At 64.4% G+C, this 14325-nt stretch carries 19 protein-coding genes; 13 read left to right on the forward strand and 6 right to left on the reverse strand.

The features are described 5' to 3' along the window. The 4 genes from PHP91_RS14855 to pal all read left to right on the forward strand — a co-directional run. Positions 1–124, forward strand: a 124-nt coding sequence (locus PHP91_RS14855; RefSeq protein ID WP_300142430.1) for a biopolymer transporter ExbD, incomplete at its 5' end; no start/stop codon positions are given. A 21-nt stretch (positions 125–145) separates the two neighbouring features. Beyond that, positions 146–1042, forward strand: a complete 897-nt coding sequence (locus PHP91_RS14860) for an energy transducer TonB (protein WP_300142376.1) — start codon at positions 146–148, stop codon at positions 1040–1042. Further along, positions 1039–2358 carry a protein tolB gene (locus tag PHP91_RS14865; RefSeq protein ID WP_300142379.1) on the forward strand — a complete coding sequence of 440 codons (1320 nt, stop codon included), beginning with the start codon at positions 1039–1041 and terminating at the stop codon, positions 2356–2358. Before PHP91_RS14860 ends, PHP91_RS14865 begins: the two co-directional genes overlap by 4 nt. Before the next feature lie 118 nt (positions 2359–2476). Next, complete coding sequence (gene pal / locus PHP91_RS14870; RefSeq protein ID WP_300142382.1) at positions 2477–3034, forward strand: peptidoglycan-associated lipoprotein Pal; 558 nt, start codon at positions 2477–2479, stop codon at positions 3032–3034. 75 nt (positions 3035–3109) lie between these two features. Here the strand turns inward: pal and PHP91_RS14875 are convergent, their stop codons facing one another. After that, positions 3110–3583, reverse strand: a complete 474-nt coding sequence (locus PHP91_RS14875; protein WP_300142385.1) for a phosphatidylglycerophosphatase A — start codon at positions 3581–3583, stop codon at positions 3110–3112. Between the two features lie 212 nt (positions 3584–3795). Here PHP91_RS14875 and PHP91_RS14880 point away from each other — a divergent pair, with 212 nt between their 5' ends. Continuing rightward, positions 3796–4365, forward strand: a complete 570-nt coding sequence (locus PHP91_RS14880) for a class I SAM-dependent methyltransferase (protein WP_300142388.1) — start codon at positions 3796–3798, stop codon at positions 4363–4365. Positions 4366–4422: 57 nt separating this feature from the next. On the opposite strand, the gene PHP91_RS14885 is transcribed toward PHP91_RS14880, so the two are convergent. Continuing rightward, positions 4423–5040 carry a nitroreductase family protein gene (locus tag PHP91_RS14885; protein ID WP_300142391.1) on the reverse strand — a complete coding sequence of 206 codons (618 nt, stop codon included), beginning with the start codon at positions 5038–5040 and terminating at the stop codon, positions 4423–4425. Positions 5041–5261: 221 nt separating this feature from the next. On the opposite strand from PHP91_RS14885, the gene PHP91_RS14890 reads away from it, so the two are divergent. After that, a complete protein-coding gene (locus PHP91_RS14890; RefSeq protein ID WP_300142394.1) occupies positions 5262–5750 on the forward strand; it encodes a GNAT family N-acetyltransferase in 489 nt (162 codons plus the stop codon). 9 nt (positions 5751–5759) lie between these two features. Here the strand turns inward: PHP91_RS14890 and PHP91_RS14895 are convergent, their stop codons facing one another. Beyond that, positions 5760–6410: a GntR family transcriptional regulator gene (locus PHP91_RS14895; protein ID WP_300142397.1), complete on the reverse strand. Its 651-nt coding sequence runs from the start codon at positions 6408–6410 to the stop codon at positions 5760–5762. Between the two features lie 170 nt (positions 6411–6580). On the opposite strand from PHP91_RS14895, the gene PHP91_RS14900 reads away from it, so the two are divergent. Next, positions 6581–6988 carry a YbaK/EbsC family protein gene (locus tag PHP91_RS14900; RefSeq protein WP_300142400.1) on the forward strand — a complete coding sequence of 136 codons (408 nt, stop codon included), beginning with the start codon at positions 6581–6583 and terminating at the stop codon, positions 6986–6988. A 99-nt stretch (positions 6989–7087) separates the two neighbouring features. After that, positions 7088–7705: a LysE family translocator gene (locus tag PHP91_RS14905; RefSeq protein WP_300142403.1), complete on the forward strand. Its 618-nt coding sequence runs from the start codon at positions 7088–7090 to the stop codon at positions 7703–7705. 378 nt (positions 7706–8083) lie between these two features. Here the strand turns inward: PHP91_RS14905 and PHP91_RS14910 are convergent, their stop codons facing one another. The 3 genes from PHP91_RS14910 to PHP91_RS14920 form a co-directional block, all read right to left on the reverse strand. Continuing rightward, on the reverse strand, positions 8084–8632 hold the full coding sequence (locus tag PHP91_RS14910; protein WP_300142406.1) for an N-acetyltransferase: 549 nt from the start codon (positions 8630–8632) through the stop codon (positions 8084–8086). Between the two features lie 13 nt (positions 8633–8645). Then, positions 8646–8849: a DUF3955 domain-containing protein gene (locus tag PHP91_RS14915; protein WP_300142409.1), complete on the reverse strand. Its 204-nt coding sequence runs from the start codon at positions 8847–8849 to the stop codon at positions 8646–8648. 192 nt (positions 8850–9041) lie between these two features. After that, positions 9042–9659 (reverse strand): Maf family protein, encoded by a 618-nt coding sequence (locus PHP91_RS14920; protein WP_300142412.1) that lies wholly within the window; start codon positions 9657–9659, stop codon positions 9042–9044. Between the two features lie 182 nt (positions 9660–9841). Between PHP91_RS14920 and PHP91_RS14925 the strand changes: the two genes are divergently transcribed. From PHP91_RS14925 to PHP91_RS14945, 5 genes are all read left to right on the forward strand, one after another. After that, entirely contained in the window at positions 9842–10552 is a 711-nt protein-coding gene (locus PHP91_RS14925; RefSeq protein WP_300142415.1) for an OmpA family protein, read from the forward strand. A gap of 17 nt (positions 10553–10569) precedes the next feature. Then, the gene (locus PHP91_RS14930) at positions 10570–11439 is read left to right on the forward strand and encodes a MotA/TolQ/ExbB proton channel family protein (RefSeq protein WP_300142418.1); all 870 of its coding nucleotides are present in this window, start codon (positions 10570–10572) and stop codon (positions 11437–11439) included. A 96-nt stretch (positions 11440–11535) separates the two neighbouring features. Next, positions 11536–12501 carry a glucokinase gene (locus PHP91_RS14935; protein ID WP_300142421.1) on the forward strand — a complete coding sequence of 322 codons (966 nt, stop codon included), beginning with the start codon at positions 11536–11538 and terminating at the stop codon, positions 12499–12501. Between the two features lie 63 nt (positions 12502–12564). Beyond that, positions 12565–13047, forward strand: a complete 483-nt coding sequence (gene gpt / locus PHP91_RS14940; protein ID WP_300142424.1) for a xanthine phosphoribosyltransferase — start codon at positions 12565–12567, stop codon at positions 13045–13047. Between the two features lie 121 nt (positions 13048–13168). Continuing rightward, positions 13169–14308, forward strand: a complete 1140-nt coding sequence (locus PHP91_RS14945) for a BMP family ABC transporter substrate-binding protein (RefSeq protein ID WP_300142427.1) — start codon at positions 13169–13171, stop codon at positions 14306–14308. The last annotated feature ends 17 nt before the right edge of the window (positions 14309–14325 follow it).

Genomic DNA, 14325 nt, shown 5'->3' on the forward strand with positions numbered 1-14325 from the left:
TTTCCTGCGCGCGGACAAGGAGGTGGCCTACGGCCTGGTGGTCCGGGTCATGGGCGACGTCAAGGCCGCGGGCATCGACCGCCTCGGCATCGTGGCCGAGCCGGAAAAGGAACAAGGAAAGTAGGCCCGGCTGGGCGGTATCGACATGCGCCTGAGTTTAGGACTGGTCATTTCCATCCTGTTCCACGCCTCGCTGGCGTGCGTCGCCCTGTTCTGGATGGGCGGCCCGGCGGTGCGCGTGAACATGGACCGGCCCGTCTACACTGTGGACCTGGTCTCGCTGGCTCCGCCCCCGGCCGAGGTGCCGGTGGTCAGCCCGGCGCCGCAGGCCGCCGCCGAGGCGGCCACCCCGGTGGTGGAGGCCCAGGCAGAAGCCCCGGTGGAGGTCAAGGCCGCGCCTGTGGTGGAAGCCAAGCCGGAGCCCAAGCCCGAGCCCAAAGAGCCGGAGGCCAAGGAAATCAGCCCCAAGAAGGTCGAGAAGAAGCAGGTAGTCAAAAAGGAAGCGCCCAAGAAGGAAGAACCCAAGGAAAAGCCCAAGGAAAAGCCCAAGCCGAAGCCCAAGCCGCAGAAGACGACCCAGCAGCTCCTGGCCGAGGGACTGGCTGCCGCCAAGGCCGAGGCCAGAAAGGAGGAGCAGCGCAAGACGCAGGCCCTGGCCCGGGAGCTGGCCGCCCTCAAGAAGCAGGAGGGCGCGGAGGTCTATGCCCACGGCGGGCAGCCGGGCGGGGTGGCCGGCGGCGTGGCCGGGGGGACCGGTTCCGGCCTCTCGGAGGTCTACGCCCTGATCGTGGGTGCGGCCATCAAGAAGAACTGGCGCTACCCGAGCTTTGCGGGCGAGGCGAATCTGGTGGCCACGGTGGAGATCGACCTGGCCCCGGACGGCAAGATACTTTCCTCCAAGGTGCTGGAGTCCTCGGGCAACGCCGAGTTTGACAGTTCCACGCTCCGCGCCATCAAGGAGACCGAATACGTGGAGCGGCCCAAGGTCGAGCGCGACCGGGTGATCCGCATCAACTTCAACAGCCAGGAACTTTCGGAATGACGAATTTGAAACGCATCCTGATCCCCGCCCTGTGCGGTCTGGCCGTGCTCTTCTCGGCCTGGTCCGCCTCGGCCGCCGGGCCGCTCACCGTGGACATCCACGGGCCGGGCCAGCGCATGGTCAACATCGTCCTGCTGCCGCCCAAGCCCCTGGAGGGGAGCGCGCTGCCCGAAGCGCCCGCCAAGGCCTTCGAGGAGCTGGTGGCCAACGACCTGAGCTACATCCCCTTCCTCAAGCTGGTGCCCGCGTCGTCGCTGCTGGGCGGCGACCCGAGCAAGGGCGTGGGGCGGACGGACATCGACTTCAAGCCCATGCAGCTCGCGCGCATCGACCTGTGCATGACCACGGGCTGGAACGGCAACACCATCGAGGCCCGTGTCTTCGAGACCTTCAGCGGCCGCCGCATAGTGGGCAAGCAGTACCGCGACGTGGGCTCCATGACCCTGGCCAAGGCGGCCGACCGGTTCTGCTCCGCCTTTCTGGAGGCCCTGACCGGCAAGAAGGGCTTCTTCGACTCTCCGTTGGTCTTCGTCCGCCAGGATGGCAAGACCAAGGAGATCTACACGGTCCTGCCCCAGGGGCGGGAGCTCAAGCGGATTACCAGTCTCGGCGGCTACAACCTGAGCCCGTCCTGGTCCATGGACGGCAGCCGCATCGTCTTCACCCACATCGGCAAGAAGCGGCACGAACTGGGGCTCTTCGACAGCAAGACCGGCAAGATCACCCTGATGACCCGAGGCCTCGGCGACACGGTCATCAGCCCGGTCTTCGGCCCGGACGACCGGGTCACCGTGGCCCTGAACCAGGACGGCGTCACCGACATCTTCGAGCTGGACGCCGCCTACAAGCCCAAGCGGAGGCTGGCGAGCAGCCAGTACATCGACGTCTCGCCGAGCTTTGACCGCACGGGGCGGCTCATGGCCTTCACTTCCGGCCGGGCGGGCAATCCGCACGTCTACCTCATGGACGTCAAGACCGGCGAGGTCCGCCGGGTGACCATGACCGGCAAGTACAACACGCATCCCTGTCTCAGTCCCGACGGGCGGTACATCGCCTATACCCACCGTACGCCGGACGGACACCGCATATTCCTCCACGACTTGCAAAGTGGAGGCGAAAAGCAGCTGAGCTTCGGGCCCGGCAACGACGAATACCCCGCCTTCGGGCCGGACGGTTACTTCGTCGCCTTCGCCTCCAACCGGTCGGGAGAATACAAGATATACCTGACCACGCGACACGGCGACGCCCCGAGGAGGATCTCCACGGGCAAGGGACAGGCCTTCGCCCCGGCCTGGGACACGTCGCTGCAGTGGTGATTTGTCACGTGGGCGGGGTTGATTTTTCAAGGGAAAGAGGACAGGTTACAAGGACGGTAAACCCCGTCATGAGCAAGCATACCAACGGCCGGGCATCGGCCGCATCGGAGGAGTGGGCATGAAATCGAAATGGTATCCGGTATTGTTGTTCGTCGTCGCCTTCGCCATGATCCTGAGCGGGGGCTGTGCCACGAAGAAAACCACCAGCACCCCTCCGGGTGCGCAGGTGGAGGTCAAGGACGAGTCCAAGTGGACGCCGCCCGCGCCCGAGGAGAAGCCTGCGGTTGACGAGGCCGCCCTGGCCGCGGAGGCCGAGCAGAAGGCCAAGGCCCAGGCCGTGCAGGAGTTGACCAGCGTCACCATCCACTTCGACTTCGACTCCTACGAACTGAGCCAGGAGGCGCGCTCCACCCTGGCCCTCAAGGCCAACATCATGCGTCGTTTCCCGGACGTCCGCGTCGTCATCGAAGGCCACTGCGACGAGCGGGGCACCGAGGAATACAACCTTGCCCTGGGCGAGCGCCGCGCACGGGCCGCCTACGAGCACCTGGTCATCCTGGGCGTGACCCCGGAGCGCATGTCCATCGTCAGCTTCGGCGAGGAGCGCCCGGTGAACCCGGCTCACAACGAAACCGCCTGGGCCGAGAACCGCCGCGACGAGTTCGTGGTCCAATAGGGCGCGCGATCGATTCGCAAAAAAAACGCCGTCTCCCTTCCGGGGGGCGGCGTTTCTTCGTTTTGGAGGATTCCCCTACAGGACCATGGCGATGAGGTGCAGGCAGGCCAGGGCGTAGAGCCCGGCCACGCCGTCGTCCATCATGACGCCCAGGCCGTCGGGAAAGGCTGTCTCGGCCCAGCGCACGGGCCATGGCTTGAAGATGTCGAAAAGGCGGAACAGGACGAAGGCCAGAAGCAGGAAGCCGATGGGCAGGCCGGGGAAGAAGAGCAGGGCGAGCCACTGGCCGAAGAGCTCGTCCAGGACCACGCAGCCGGGGTCCTTCTTGCCGTAGAAGACCTCGGCCCGGCCGCAGGCCCAGGTGCCGACGGCCAGTATGGCCAGGAGCGCGAGGACGCGCCACCACAGGGGCATGGCCAGGAAGAGCCAGGGCGCGGCGATGACCGCCGCCAGCGAGCCCCAGGTGCCGGGGGCTTTGGGAAAGTGGCCCACGGGGCCGAGGGTGGCCAGGGCCACGGCCAGTTTGTCGAGAGGGGATTGGCGGTTCATGCCGGTTGCTCCGTAAGAATGGGGTGTCGGTTTCCTTGCCCTGTGGCCCGGAATGCCTGTATTGATCAATGACTCGCGTCGGACGGCTTGGACCGACTGCTTGCGAGGTTGTAAGGCCGCATCGCAACGTCTCTTTGTTTCGCAGACCATTACAGCGACTCGGCCGGATAGGCAAATGGCGATATCCGATGCATCGTCGCCGGGTGGGGGATATGATGAAAGTGAATGGTGAATTCGGGGAGGAAATCCCGCACCGCCGCCGGTTTTCCGACGGCATGCTCGACAACGACCGCATCCTCGGGGAGCTGGACCTCCGGCCCGGGCAAGTCGTGGCGGATGTGGGCTGCGGCAACGGCTACATGTCCATGCTCTTTTCGCGGGCCGTGGGGCCCACGGGCCGGGTCTACGCCCTCGACCTGTGCATCGACGTCTTTCTGGCCACTTTCCCGGACACCGTCCCGGCCAACGTGGAGGCCCTCCAGTGCGACTTCACCGAGCGCAGTCCGCTCGAGGATGGGTCGGTGGACCTGGTGTTCATGTCCACGGTCATCCATTCCCTGAAGCGCGACCGGATGCCCGGACTGGCGGCGGAGCTGCGCCGGGTGATCCGTCCCGGCGGCATGTTCGCGGCGGTGGAGCTCGCCAAGCGCGAGACCGGCTTCGGCCCGCCCATATGGCGGCGCTACGCCCCGGAGGACCTGCGGGCGGCCTTTCCCTTCACGCCCCTTGGTACCGTGCCCGTGGCCGAGCATTTCTACCTCCAGACCTTCCGCGTGGAATAGCAAACAGAAACGCCGACTCCGAAGAGGCGGCGTTTTCCTTTTCATGGCCGGGCCGTGCTAGTAGGTGCGCAGGATCATGTCGTCCGGGGACTGGCGCCATCCCTTGGGGTGGATGTCCAGGCCGGGCTTGGCGTAACCCACGGCGATGAGCATGGGAATCCAGTAGTTGTCCGGGATGTCGAAGGCGGCGCGGATGCCGTCGTGGTCGAAGCCGTCCATGGGGTGGGTGTGCAGCCCCAGGTCGCTGGCGGCGTACATCAGGGACATGGCGAACAGCCCGGCGTTCTTGTTGGCGAAGGCCTGGCCGACCATCTCATTCGTGCCGTAGAGCCCCTTGGTGGTGTTGACGAACCACTCGCGCTTGTCCGGGGTCATGGCGTGCTCGAAGAAGTCTTCGAAGGTCTGGTTGCCTTCCCGCCAGCCGTCGCGGTCGCCCAGGATCATGAGCACAACCGGGGCCTCGCTGACTTTGGGCTGGTCAAAGGCGAGCTTGCGCAGTTCGGCTTTCCGTTCCTTGTTGCGAAAGACCATGACCTTCCAGGGTTGGAGATTGAAGCTGGAGGGCGCCTTGGCCGCTTCCTCCAGGACCTCGCGCAGGGTGGCGTCGTCCACGTTGCGTTCGGGGTCGAAGAAGTTGATGGCCCGGCGGCGGATGAGTATGTCTTTGAAATCCATAACGTTACCAACCTTGTTGGAGTGTCGATCTTCGATTCCGTTTTACAGGTTACGGTCGGAAGATATTATTATAAATCCGTCGCCGGATTTGTCCACCTCCGAGAGGGTTCATGGCGTGAGATCCGGGGCGGGGGCGCACTCTTTGTTTGCGTCGCGGCCTTCGCGAGGGTAATTTCGTCGCGCCCGGACGGAAAGGATGCCGGGCGGAAGGAGCCTCCCCCATGCGCGACGCCACTGATGCAGATTTGCCCCGCATCGTCGGGATATACAATTCCACCGTGCCCACCCGGCTGGCCACCGCCGACACCGAACCGGTCAGCGTGGAGAGCAGGCGGCCCTGGTTCCTGGCCCATACGCCGGGCAGGCATCCCATCCTGGTGCACGAAGACGCGGGGGAAATCCTCGGCTGGGTGAGCTTTCAGCCGTTCTACGGACGCCCGGCCTACGACCGGACCGCCGAGATCAGCATCTACCTGGCCCCGGAGGCCAGGGGAAAAGGGCTGGGCAAGCGGCTGCTGCGTGAGGCCATGGACTTGACGCCCGAGCTGGGCATCAAGACCCTCCTCGGCTTCATCTTTTCGCACAACGGGCCGAGCATGCGCCTCTTCCGCGGTTTCGGCTTCGAGGACTGGGCCAAGCTGCCTGACATCGCGGAGATGGACGGCCGCGAGTACAGCCTCTCCATTCTCGGGCTGCGCCTTCGGCCCTAGCGTTCGGCTCTACTCCGTCCCGGCCGAGCGGGGCAGGTGGGCCGCCAGTTCCTCGCCCGCGTCCCGGATGTGCGTCCTGAGGGCGGCCTCGGCTCCCGGCGCGTCCCCGGCCCTGAGCCGGGCGAGAATCTCCCGGTGCCCGGCGTCGGACTTGCCCTGGTAGCCCAGCTCTCGCCAGACCGTCCGAAGGTAGCGCTCGCTGTGCAGGCCCAGCTCCCCGATGGCCGCCAGCAGCCGCGCGCGGCCGCAAGGCGCGTACAGGGCGTGATGGAAGTCCCGGTTGGCTTCCACCAGCACGTCGATGTCCGATGATCCCTCGGCCCGGTCCAGCGCGGCCCCGGCCCCGGCTTGGTTGATGGTTCCGCTCCGCGCCGCCAGCCGCAGGGCCAGCGCCTCCAGTTCCACACGCATGTCCATGATGTCCTCCACGTCTTCGACGCAGAGCGGGGCGACCACCGCGCCGCGCCGGGGCCGGTAGACCGCCAGGCCCTCGGATTGCAAGGTCAGCAGGGCCTCGCGCACCGGGACGTGGCTGGACTGGAATTCGGCCGCGATCCGCTCCTGGCGCAGCGGGCTGCCCGGTTCTCGCCGTCCGGTGATGATCTCTCTGGCCAGGGTGGCGGCGATGGCCTGGCTGACGCCCGTCCTTGGCGTTCGCATGGCGGCTCCTTTTGCTGCGCCCATCGGGCGGTTGACATTCCTTCGGCGGAAATATTATCTATTATCTACGATTATTAAAGGAGCGTCAAATGGCGGAACCATTGCAGCAGAGCGCTTACCGCGTGCAGGCGTATCTGACGGAAAAGGGACATGATTTCGAGGTGAAGGAAATGAGTACGTCGACCCGGACGGCTCAGGAGGCGGCGGACAGCATCGGTTGCGCGGTTGCGCAGATAGCCAAGTCGCTCGTCTTCGAGGAGAAGGGGACCGGGAGGCTGATTCTTGTGGTGGCGTCCGGGGCAAACCGTGTGGATGTGCGGAAGGTCGGCGCGGCCATGGGGCGCAGCCTGCGCCAGGCCAAGGGGGACATGGTCAAGGAGAAGACCGGCTTCGCCATCGGCGGCATTCCGCCCGTGGCCCACAGCAAGCCCCTGCCGACCATCCTGGACCGCGACCTTCGGCAATACGAGATTATCTGGGCCGCCGCCGGGACGCCCCACGCCGTGTTCCAGCTTACGCCCGACTCCCTCGGCTCCCTGACGGGCGGGGAGTGGATGGACGTGCGCGAGGAGAAATAGGAGCGTTCGCCCGGTTGCCTCCAGCGCCGCGGGGGCGTATCGATTCCCGTCGGGGCGATTGCCGCCCTCGGATCGCAATCCCTCGCGAGGTAACGCAACATGGCTTTCGGCTCCTGGTTCACATACTGCCTGCTCATGACGGCCATCGCCTACACGCCAGGCCCCATGACCATGTTCTCCATGTCGTCCAGCGTGCGCTATGGTTTTGCGCGCACGCTGCCCGCCATCGCGGGCGGGTCATGCGCCTACCTGACGCAGATGCTCATCGTCTACCTGGGGCTCGGCGTGGTGGTCCAGGGCTCGGCCCTGGTCTTCAACGCCATCAAGTGGGCCGGTGTGGCCTATCTGCTGGTGCTGGCGGTCCGCAACTGGCGCAGCCGGGGCATCGGCTCGAATGTCGAGGTCGAGGCGACGCCCTCTCCGCCCGCCAAGCGATGGCTCATGGGCTACGTCACCGGCATGTCCAACCCCAAGTCCATTCTCGTCTTCACGGTGCTTTTCCCGCAGTTCATCGAGCCCGCCCGCTACACCCTGCATTTCGTCATCCTGGCGGCCACCTTCTTCGTGCTCCAGGGGAGCAGCGCCGTCAGCTACGCCCTGTTCGGGGCCCGCGTCTTTCGCTGGCTCCGCAGCCGGTGCCTGACCCATCTCCAGACCAGGCTCACGGCCGTGATCCTGCTTTGCGCGGCGGGCGTGCTGGCCACCAGCGAGAAGTAGGGCGCCTTTCGGCGGTTCGGAGCTTTTTCCCCAGGATGTGATGACCTTGCAGAAACACGAATGAAATCAACGCATAGATGGGTGCCGTTGAATTGGCCTGCGCCAATCGAACGCCGCGAGTCTGCACCTTCGCCAATGGAGCATGGCCAATGATGCTCTTGTAAGAATTTCAACCGGAAAGGACAGGCGTCGCGTCCTGGTCCCGGCTGATCCTGGATGATGATTCCCCGGGGTGTTGGGTCCTCCAGCACCCGGGCCACAGGCAGACCGGCTATGTGGACAGTTTTTTCTGCAGCAACTGTCCGGATTCACTTGATGCGGGTTGTGCGGGACAGCCCAGGCTCGGATTTCCCGGCTTTGCTGTCCTGAAAGCATCTGTCACAGCCAGTATTTGCGCTGGCCAAGGGCATTGGCGCAGCTTACCACCCCGTAAGCGCTTTTCATTACGCCGGGCCGTAGTTCCTTTACCATCCAGGCGTTAAAATACTCTTTGGGAAGCGGGTGGGGTGCTTCAAGTCCATAAGGCCCGGCGGCGGTGAAACCATGCCTTTGATAGTAAGCCGGATCGCCTAGAACAAAGACCAGGCCGACTCCTTCCTTTTGAAGACGTTCAAATCCGGTTTTTATGAGCTGGCTGCCGATTCCTTTTTTCTGATACTCGGGATGAACGGCAAGTGGGGCAAGGATTGAAGACTTGATCTTGGTTGTCAAATTCTTCAGGTGCGTCGCCGTGAACAAAATATGACCAACGATATCCCTGCCATTCGTTGCCACCAGTGAAAGCGCCGGGCGAGCGCTTTGGTCTTTTTGCAGATCACTTACAAGAACAGAGATTTCTGGACCTTCCTCGTCGCCAAATGCGGCGTGGATGATTCGAAGGATGATCGGTTCATCTTCGGTCCGGGCGGAGCGAATATTCCAATTCACATTATTGCTCGCGCTATTTTCTGAGAAAAGCTTTTATAGCTGCGCCAAGCATGATAAGCATCCCGACACCAATAAAAAATACGGAAAGAGGAAGGAATATGCTGTCGTGCAGGAAGCCATCTGCATCAATATACCCGTAAAACAGCCGTTGTATGGCTCCAAACAAAATGCCTATACACGTTACAATAATCCCTGTCACAAGAATTTTTTTATGCATGTCGTGAACCAACTATGGCTACAATTGGGCAAGGCCCCACCAATTTTATTTTCCCGCATCCAGACATGGAAAATCCTTCCTGTTGGCTTCAAGGATACATCCCCGGTCCGTTTTTGGGAAGAGTCCTCCCGCCCGACCATGTGGGAATTGGGTGGGGAGTTTGTCAGGAAGATATCGCCGATATACGATTCGTTAGTCTTGCCTTGGTACGATAACACCCCAAGATGCTAGTGTTTCCAGCACCCGCGCCACCGGAAGGCCGACCACGTTGGTGTAGGAGCCGCGAATCGCCGTGACCAGGAAGGTGCCGACGCCCTGGATGGCGTAGGCCCCGGCCTTGTCCATGGGCTCGCCCGTGGCGATGTAGCTCCGCAGCTCCGCCTCGCCCGAGACGCGCATGTCCACGTCCGTGCACACGCTCTGCGTCACGGCTTCGCCCCCGGGGAGGATGGCGCAGAAGCCCGTCACCACCTGGTGGGTCATGCCCGAAAGCCGGGTCAGCATTGCCAGGGCGTCCGCCTGGTCTTTGGGTTTGCCCATGATCTCGCCGCCAAGGACCACGATGGTGTCCGCGCCGAGCACGGTCCGGTCCGGGAACAGGGCAGCCACATCGTGGGTCTTGAGCTCGGCCATGCGCCGGACGTAGTCCAGGGAAGGCTCCCCGGGCAGGGGAGCGGGCTCGGGCAGGGCGCTCGGGCACACCTCGAATTCCAGGCCGAGGTCGGCCAGCAGTTCGCGCCGCCGGGGTGAGCCGGAGGCAAGGACCAGGGGGGAGACGGTCCGGAACGGACCTGTGTGTTTCGTCGTCATGCCCGGTTTACTCCACCAAATTCATCCAGACGTCAACGCGGCGGTGCGACGGTTTTTTGTCATGCTCCGCGTCTTGACAAAACAGATGTTAAATATATTTGTAAATTCAATAAGATATAAGATTGGCAGCTTTCTTGCTTCTGTCCGTGCGCGTGAATGCGCGAAACCAGGACGGGAGCGACATGGGCGAAAAAACGGCGCGAGAGCTTTTCGGCTTCGAAGGAAGCGAGGACCAGGGCGGGCAGGGGATGCAGGACTGGGCCGTGCCCTGGGCCGACCTGATGATGGTCATGTTCGTGCTCTTCGTGGTCCTCTACGTCTACGCCTCGACCCACCAGGACGTGAAGGTCCTCTTCAGCCGCAGCAGCGCGGAGCAGGCCCAGGCGTCCAGCACGCTTGACCCCCTCATCGGGCTCATCGGCCAGATCGCCAGCCGGGCGGACGGCACGGCCTCCTCGGATGTGGTCCGCATGGCCGACAACCAGGTGGTCTACCGCTCGCGCGGCAACGGCGTGACCGTGCTGCGCGAGGGCGGGCGGCGGGTGCGAGTCATTCTGCGCGGCAAGCTCTTTTTCGACGCGGGAGAGGCGGCGCTCAAGCCCGGCGCGGACCAGTATCTGCAGGAGGTGGCCGATGTGGTGCGCCTCAGCGTGGGCGCGGTCCATGTCATCGGCTACGCCTCGGCCGACGAGGCCGGGGAGGGCAACGGGTTCGCCCTGTCCTCGGGCCGGGCGGCCGACGCCGCACGTTATCTCATGGAAAAATTCGGGGTCGACCCCAAGCGGATCGTCATCACAGGGGCCGGGGCCAACCGTCCCGAGCTGCCCGGCACCAGTGCCGACAACCTCTCCCGCAACCGCCGGGTCGAGATCGTCATAACCAACCAAATGTGAACAGGTCGGAGGACGACATGAACAAGAAGAACCTCATCGGCGTGACCCTCAGCCTCCTGATTTTCGTGGGCAGCTTCCTGCTCACCGGGGCGGCGGCCGCCTACCTCAACCTGGCCGCCTTCCTGGTGGTCGTCTCCGGCCTGGCCGCGGCCATGTTCATCAGCTATCCCATGGAGCATGTGAAGAACGCCTTCACCGTGGCCCGAAACGCCTACACAGCCCGGCACGCCACCTCGGACGAGATCGTCCACACCCTGCTCGACATCTCGGTGCGCAGCAAGGTGGACGGCGTGCTCTCCCTGGAGCGGACCGAAGCCGAGGCCACCAGCACCTTCCTGAAGAACGCCCTGATTCTCCTGGTGGACAACTACAAGGAGGAGGAGATGCGCGAGACGCTGAACGCGGAGATGTCCTTCTTCAACCTGCGCCGCCGCGAGAGCGAGCGGTTCTTCCAGACCCTGGCGCGCACGGCCCCGGCCTTCGGCGTGGCCGGGTCGGTCATCGGCCTCATCGGCCTGCTCATGGGCATCAACGACACGGCCATCATCCTCAAGAGCATCCCGGTGGCCTTCATCTCCACCCTCTACGGTCTGATCCTGAGCCATCTCGTCTTTTCGCCCATCGCCGAGAACATCAGTTATTCCACCAAGGCGGAGCTGCTCAACCAGAAGCTAGTCCTGGAGGGCATCGTGGCCATCAGCAAGGAGCAGAACTCCTACAAGCTGGAGCGCAAGCTGACCTCCTTCCTCAGCCCGAGCGAGCGCCGGGGCAAGGTGGACACCCTGCGGCGAATCACCCGCGAGTACATCGACCGGCGCAACGGGCCCGTGGAGCCCGCCGGGTTCGATCCCGAGTCCCTTCTCTCCGATTCGAAGCAAGCGGCATAGCTCCCCCGGGGAGCGATCATACGGAGGAAAGGAGCCGAGAGGCTCCTTTCCTTTTTGCCGGGTTGTGCTAGTCTGCCCCTCACGCGAGGAGGGGACATGCCGACGATCCTTACCGCCGACATCGGCGGCACCAACAGCCGTTTCGCCCTGTTCGAGGCGCGGGGCGACGCCCTGGAAATGGTCGATTCCATCTGGCTGGAAACCCACGGGTCGGCCAGCTTCCCCGAGCTGCTCAAGCGGCTGTGGCAAAGCCCGTTCCGGGCCGAGCCCGGCGAATTCGACGTTTCGGTCATGGCCGTGGCCGGGGCCGTGGAGCACGGCGTGGCCTGCCGCGTCCTGCCCAACGCGCCGTGGGGGGTGGACCTGCGCGAGGCGGACCTGGGCGCTCCGGCCTGCCTCATCAACGATTTCGCGGCCCAGGCTTATGCCTGCCGCACCCGCGCCCTGGACGGCGCGGAGGTCATCCAGGAGGGAAGGGCGGACGACGGCGGGACCATCGGCGTCATCGGGGCCGGGACCGGCCTCGGCTATTCGGCCCTGCTGCTCACCGGGGCGGGGTGGTTCGCGCTGCCGTCCGAGGGCGGGCACATGGCCTTTCCCTTCACCGGCATGGCGGAGGCCGAGTACGCCGAGTTCAACCGGCGCGAGGCCGACCGGCGCTGGGCCGAGGGCGACAGCGTGGTCACCGGCCTGGGCCTGAGGCTTGCGCACAAGTACCTGACCGGCGAGGACCTGCCCCCTCGCGAGATCGCGGCGCGCATCGGGCCGGAGAGCCCGACCACCCGCTGGTACGCCCGGTTCTACGGCCGGGCCTGCCGCAACTGGGCCCTGGCCCTGATGTGCTCCGGCGGCCTGGTCATCGCGGGCGGGGTGGCCGCCAAGACGCCCATGCTGGTGCGCGCGCCGGAATTCCTTGAGGAATTTCACAACACCCACGTTTACGGCGACTTCCTGCGCAGCGTGCCGGTCCGCCTCAACGCCAACGAGGAGAGCGGCCTGCTCGGCGCGGCCTTCTACGGGGCGCAGATGCTCTTGGCCGGAGCGGGCAATCCGCTTGATTAATCGGGAGGACAGGGGTAATGCACCTCAGCCCCGGCCACGGGGGCAAGCAAACAAGGAGAACGCATGGGCGACAAGAGCCGTTACCGCAAGATGTATCCCGTCTCCTGGGAGCAGTTGCAGCGCGACTGCCGGGCCCTGTCCTGGAGGCTCATGGAGAAGGGGCCCTGGAAGGGAATCTTCGCCATCACGCGCGGAGGGCTGGTGCCCGCCGCCATCATCGCGCGCGAGCTGGACATCCATCTCATCGACACCATTTGCCTGTCCAGCTATGACTGGAAGGACCAGGGCGAGGCCCGCGTCCTCAAGCCGGTGGAGAACGGTGGCGAGGGCTGGCTGCTCATCGACGACCTGGTGGACACCGGCAAGACGGCGAAGATTGTCCGCGAGATGGTGCCCGGCGCGCATTTCGCCACGGTCTACGCCAAGCCCGAGGGGAGGCCCCTGGTGGACACCTTCATCACCGAGGTCAGCCAGGACACCTGGATTCTCTTCCCCTGGGACGCGGGGTCCCAGTTCGTGGAGCCGATCATTTCGGCCACTGATTAGGCGCAAAAAAGTTTATTTGTTATTTGAACGAGATGCGTTCCCGCGCATGCGACCGGGTGTTGCCCAAAGACGCCTGCTCGGGTAAGGGCATCGGATATCAACCAGCATTGGAGAGGTGACCATGAAAAAGCTGTTTTCCGTACTAGCCGTCATGATGTTGATGCTGTCCCTGGCCGCCTGTGGCGGCGCTCCCGAGGAGAAAAAGGCCGAGGCTCCGGCCAAGACCGAGGAGGCCGCCGCCCCCGAGGCTCCCAAGGAAGAACCCAAAACCATCAAGGTCGGTTTCGTCTACGTCTCGCCGGTGGGTGACGCCGGTTTCTCCTACGCCCACGACCTGGGCCGCAAAACCGTCGAAGCCCTGCCTTACGCCACCACGGCCTTTGCCGAGTCCGTGCCCGAGGGCGCCGACTCCGAGCGCGTCATCCGCAACATGGCCCGCAAGGGTTTCAACCTGATCTTCACCACCAGCTTCGGCTACATGGACCCGACGATCAAGGTGGCCAAGGAATTTCCCGACGTCGCCTTCATGCATTGCTCCGGCTTCCAGAAGTCGGCCAACGTCTCCAATTACTTCGGCCGCATGTACGAGGCCCGCTACCTGACCGGCCTGGTGGCCGGCGCCATGACCAAGACGGACAAGCTCGGCTACGTGGCCGCCTACCCGATTCCGGAAGTCATTCGCGGCATCAACGCCTTCACCATCGGCGCGCGCGAAGTGAACCCCAAGGCCGAGGTGCGCGTGGTCTGGACCAAGACCTGGTATGACCCGGCCCTGGAGAAGGACGCCGCCAAGTCCCTGCTCGACGCCGGCTGCGACGTCATCACCCAGCACCAGGACTCCCCGGCCGCCCAGGAGGCCGCCCAGGAAGCCGGCGCCTACTCCATCGGCTACAACTCCGACATGTCCTCCTTCGCGCCCAAGGCGCACCTGACCTCCGCCGTCTGGAACTGGGGCCCGGAGTACGCCAAGATCGCCGAGCAGGTGTACAACGGCGCCTGGAAGGGCGACGAGTCCCTGTGGTGGTCCATCAAGGATGGCGTGGTCGACATCGCGGCCATGTCCCCGGCGGTTCCCGAGGACGTCAAGGCCATGGTCAACGCCCACCGCGACAAGATGAAGGCGGGCGAGGACAACGTTTTCGCCGGTCCCGTCAAGAACCAGAAGGGCGAAGTCGTCGTGCCCGAAGGCTCCAAGCTCTCCGACAAGGACATGCTGGGCATGACCTGGTTCGTGGAGGGTGTGGTCGGCACCACCGAATAACGCCGTAACCGACCGTG

Origin of the sequence: Pseudodesulfovibrio sp., from assembly GCF_028692895.1 — a bacterium.
In the GTDB taxonomy this organism is placed as follows: Bacteria; Desulfobacterota; Desulfovibrionia; order Desulfovibrionales; family Desulfovibrionaceae; genus Pseudodesulfovibrio.

What these genes read in the sequence shown, in the direction of transcription:
- PHP91_RS14880 (WP_300142388.1), top strand. Translation starts at nt 3,796, where the DNA reads ATGATGAAAGTGAATGGTGAATTCGGGGAGGAAATCCCGCACCGCCGC.
- PHP91_RS14905 (WP_300142403.1), top strand. Translation starts at nt 7,088, where the DNA reads ATGGCTTTCGGCTCCTGGTTCACATACTGCCTGCTCATGACGGCCATC.
- PHP91_RS14875 (WP_300142385.1), bottom strand. Translation starts at nt 3,583, where the DNA reads ATGAACCGCCAATCCCCTCTCGACAAACTGGCCGTGGCCCTGGCCACC.
- PHP91_RS14920 (WP_300142412.1), bottom strand. Translation starts at nt 9,659, where the DNA reads ATGACGACGAAACACACAGGTCCGTTCCGGACCGTCTCCCCCCTGGTC.
- PHP91_RS14925 (WP_300142415.1), top strand. Translation starts at nt 9,842, where the DNA reads ATGGGCGAAAAAACGGCGCGAGAGCTTTTCGGCTTCGAAGGAAGCGAG.
- PHP91_RS14865 (WP_300142379.1), top strand. Translation starts at nt 1,039, where the DNA reads ATGACGAATTTGAAACGCATCCTGATCCCCGCCCTGTGCGGTCTGGCC.
- PHP91_RS14895 (WP_300142397.1), bottom strand. Translation starts at nt 6,410, where the DNA reads ATGCGAACGCCAAGGACGGGCGTCAGCCAGGCCATCGCCGCCACCCTG.
- PHP91_RS14890 (WP_300142394.1), top strand. Translation starts at nt 5,262, where the DNA reads ATGCGCGACGCCACTGATGCAGATTTGCCCCGCATCGTCGGGATATAC.
- pal (WP_300142382.1), top strand. Translation starts at nt 2,477, where the DNA reads ATGAAATCGAAATGGTATCCGGTATTGTTGTTCGTCGTCGCCTTCGCC.
- PHP91_RS14900 (WP_300142400.1), top strand. Translation starts at nt 6,581, where the DNA reads ATGAGTACGTCGACCCGGACGGCTCAGGAGGCGGCGGACAGCATCGGT.
- PHP91_RS14935 (WP_300142421.1), top strand. Translation starts at nt 11,536, where the DNA reads ATGCCGACGATCCTTACCGCCGACATCGGCGGCACCAACAGCCGTTTC.
- PHP91_RS14945 (WP_300142427.1), top strand. Translation starts at nt 13,169, where the DNA reads ATGAAAAAGCTGTTTTCCGTACTAGCCGTCATGATGTTGATGCTGTCC.
- gpt (WP_300142424.1), top strand. Translation starts at nt 12,565, where the DNA reads ATGGGCGACAAGAGCCGTTACCGCAAGATGTATCCCGTCTCCTGGGAG.
- PHP91_RS14915 (WP_300142409.1), bottom strand. Translation starts at nt 8,849, where the DNA reads ATGCATAAAAAAATTCTTGTGACAGGGATTATTGTAACGTGTATAGGC.
- PHP91_RS14930 (WP_300142418.1), top strand. Translation starts at nt 10,570, where the DNA reads ATGAACAAGAAGAACCTCATCGGCGTGACCCTCAGCCTCCTGATTTTC.
- PHP91_RS14860 (WP_300142376.1), top strand. Translation starts at nt 146, where the DNA reads ATGCGCCTGAGTTTAGGACTGGTCATTTCCATCCTGTTCCACGCCTCG.
- PHP91_RS14885 (WP_300142391.1), bottom strand. Translation starts at nt 5,040, where the DNA reads ATGGATTTCAAAGACATACTCATCCGCCGCCGGGCCATCAACTTCTTC.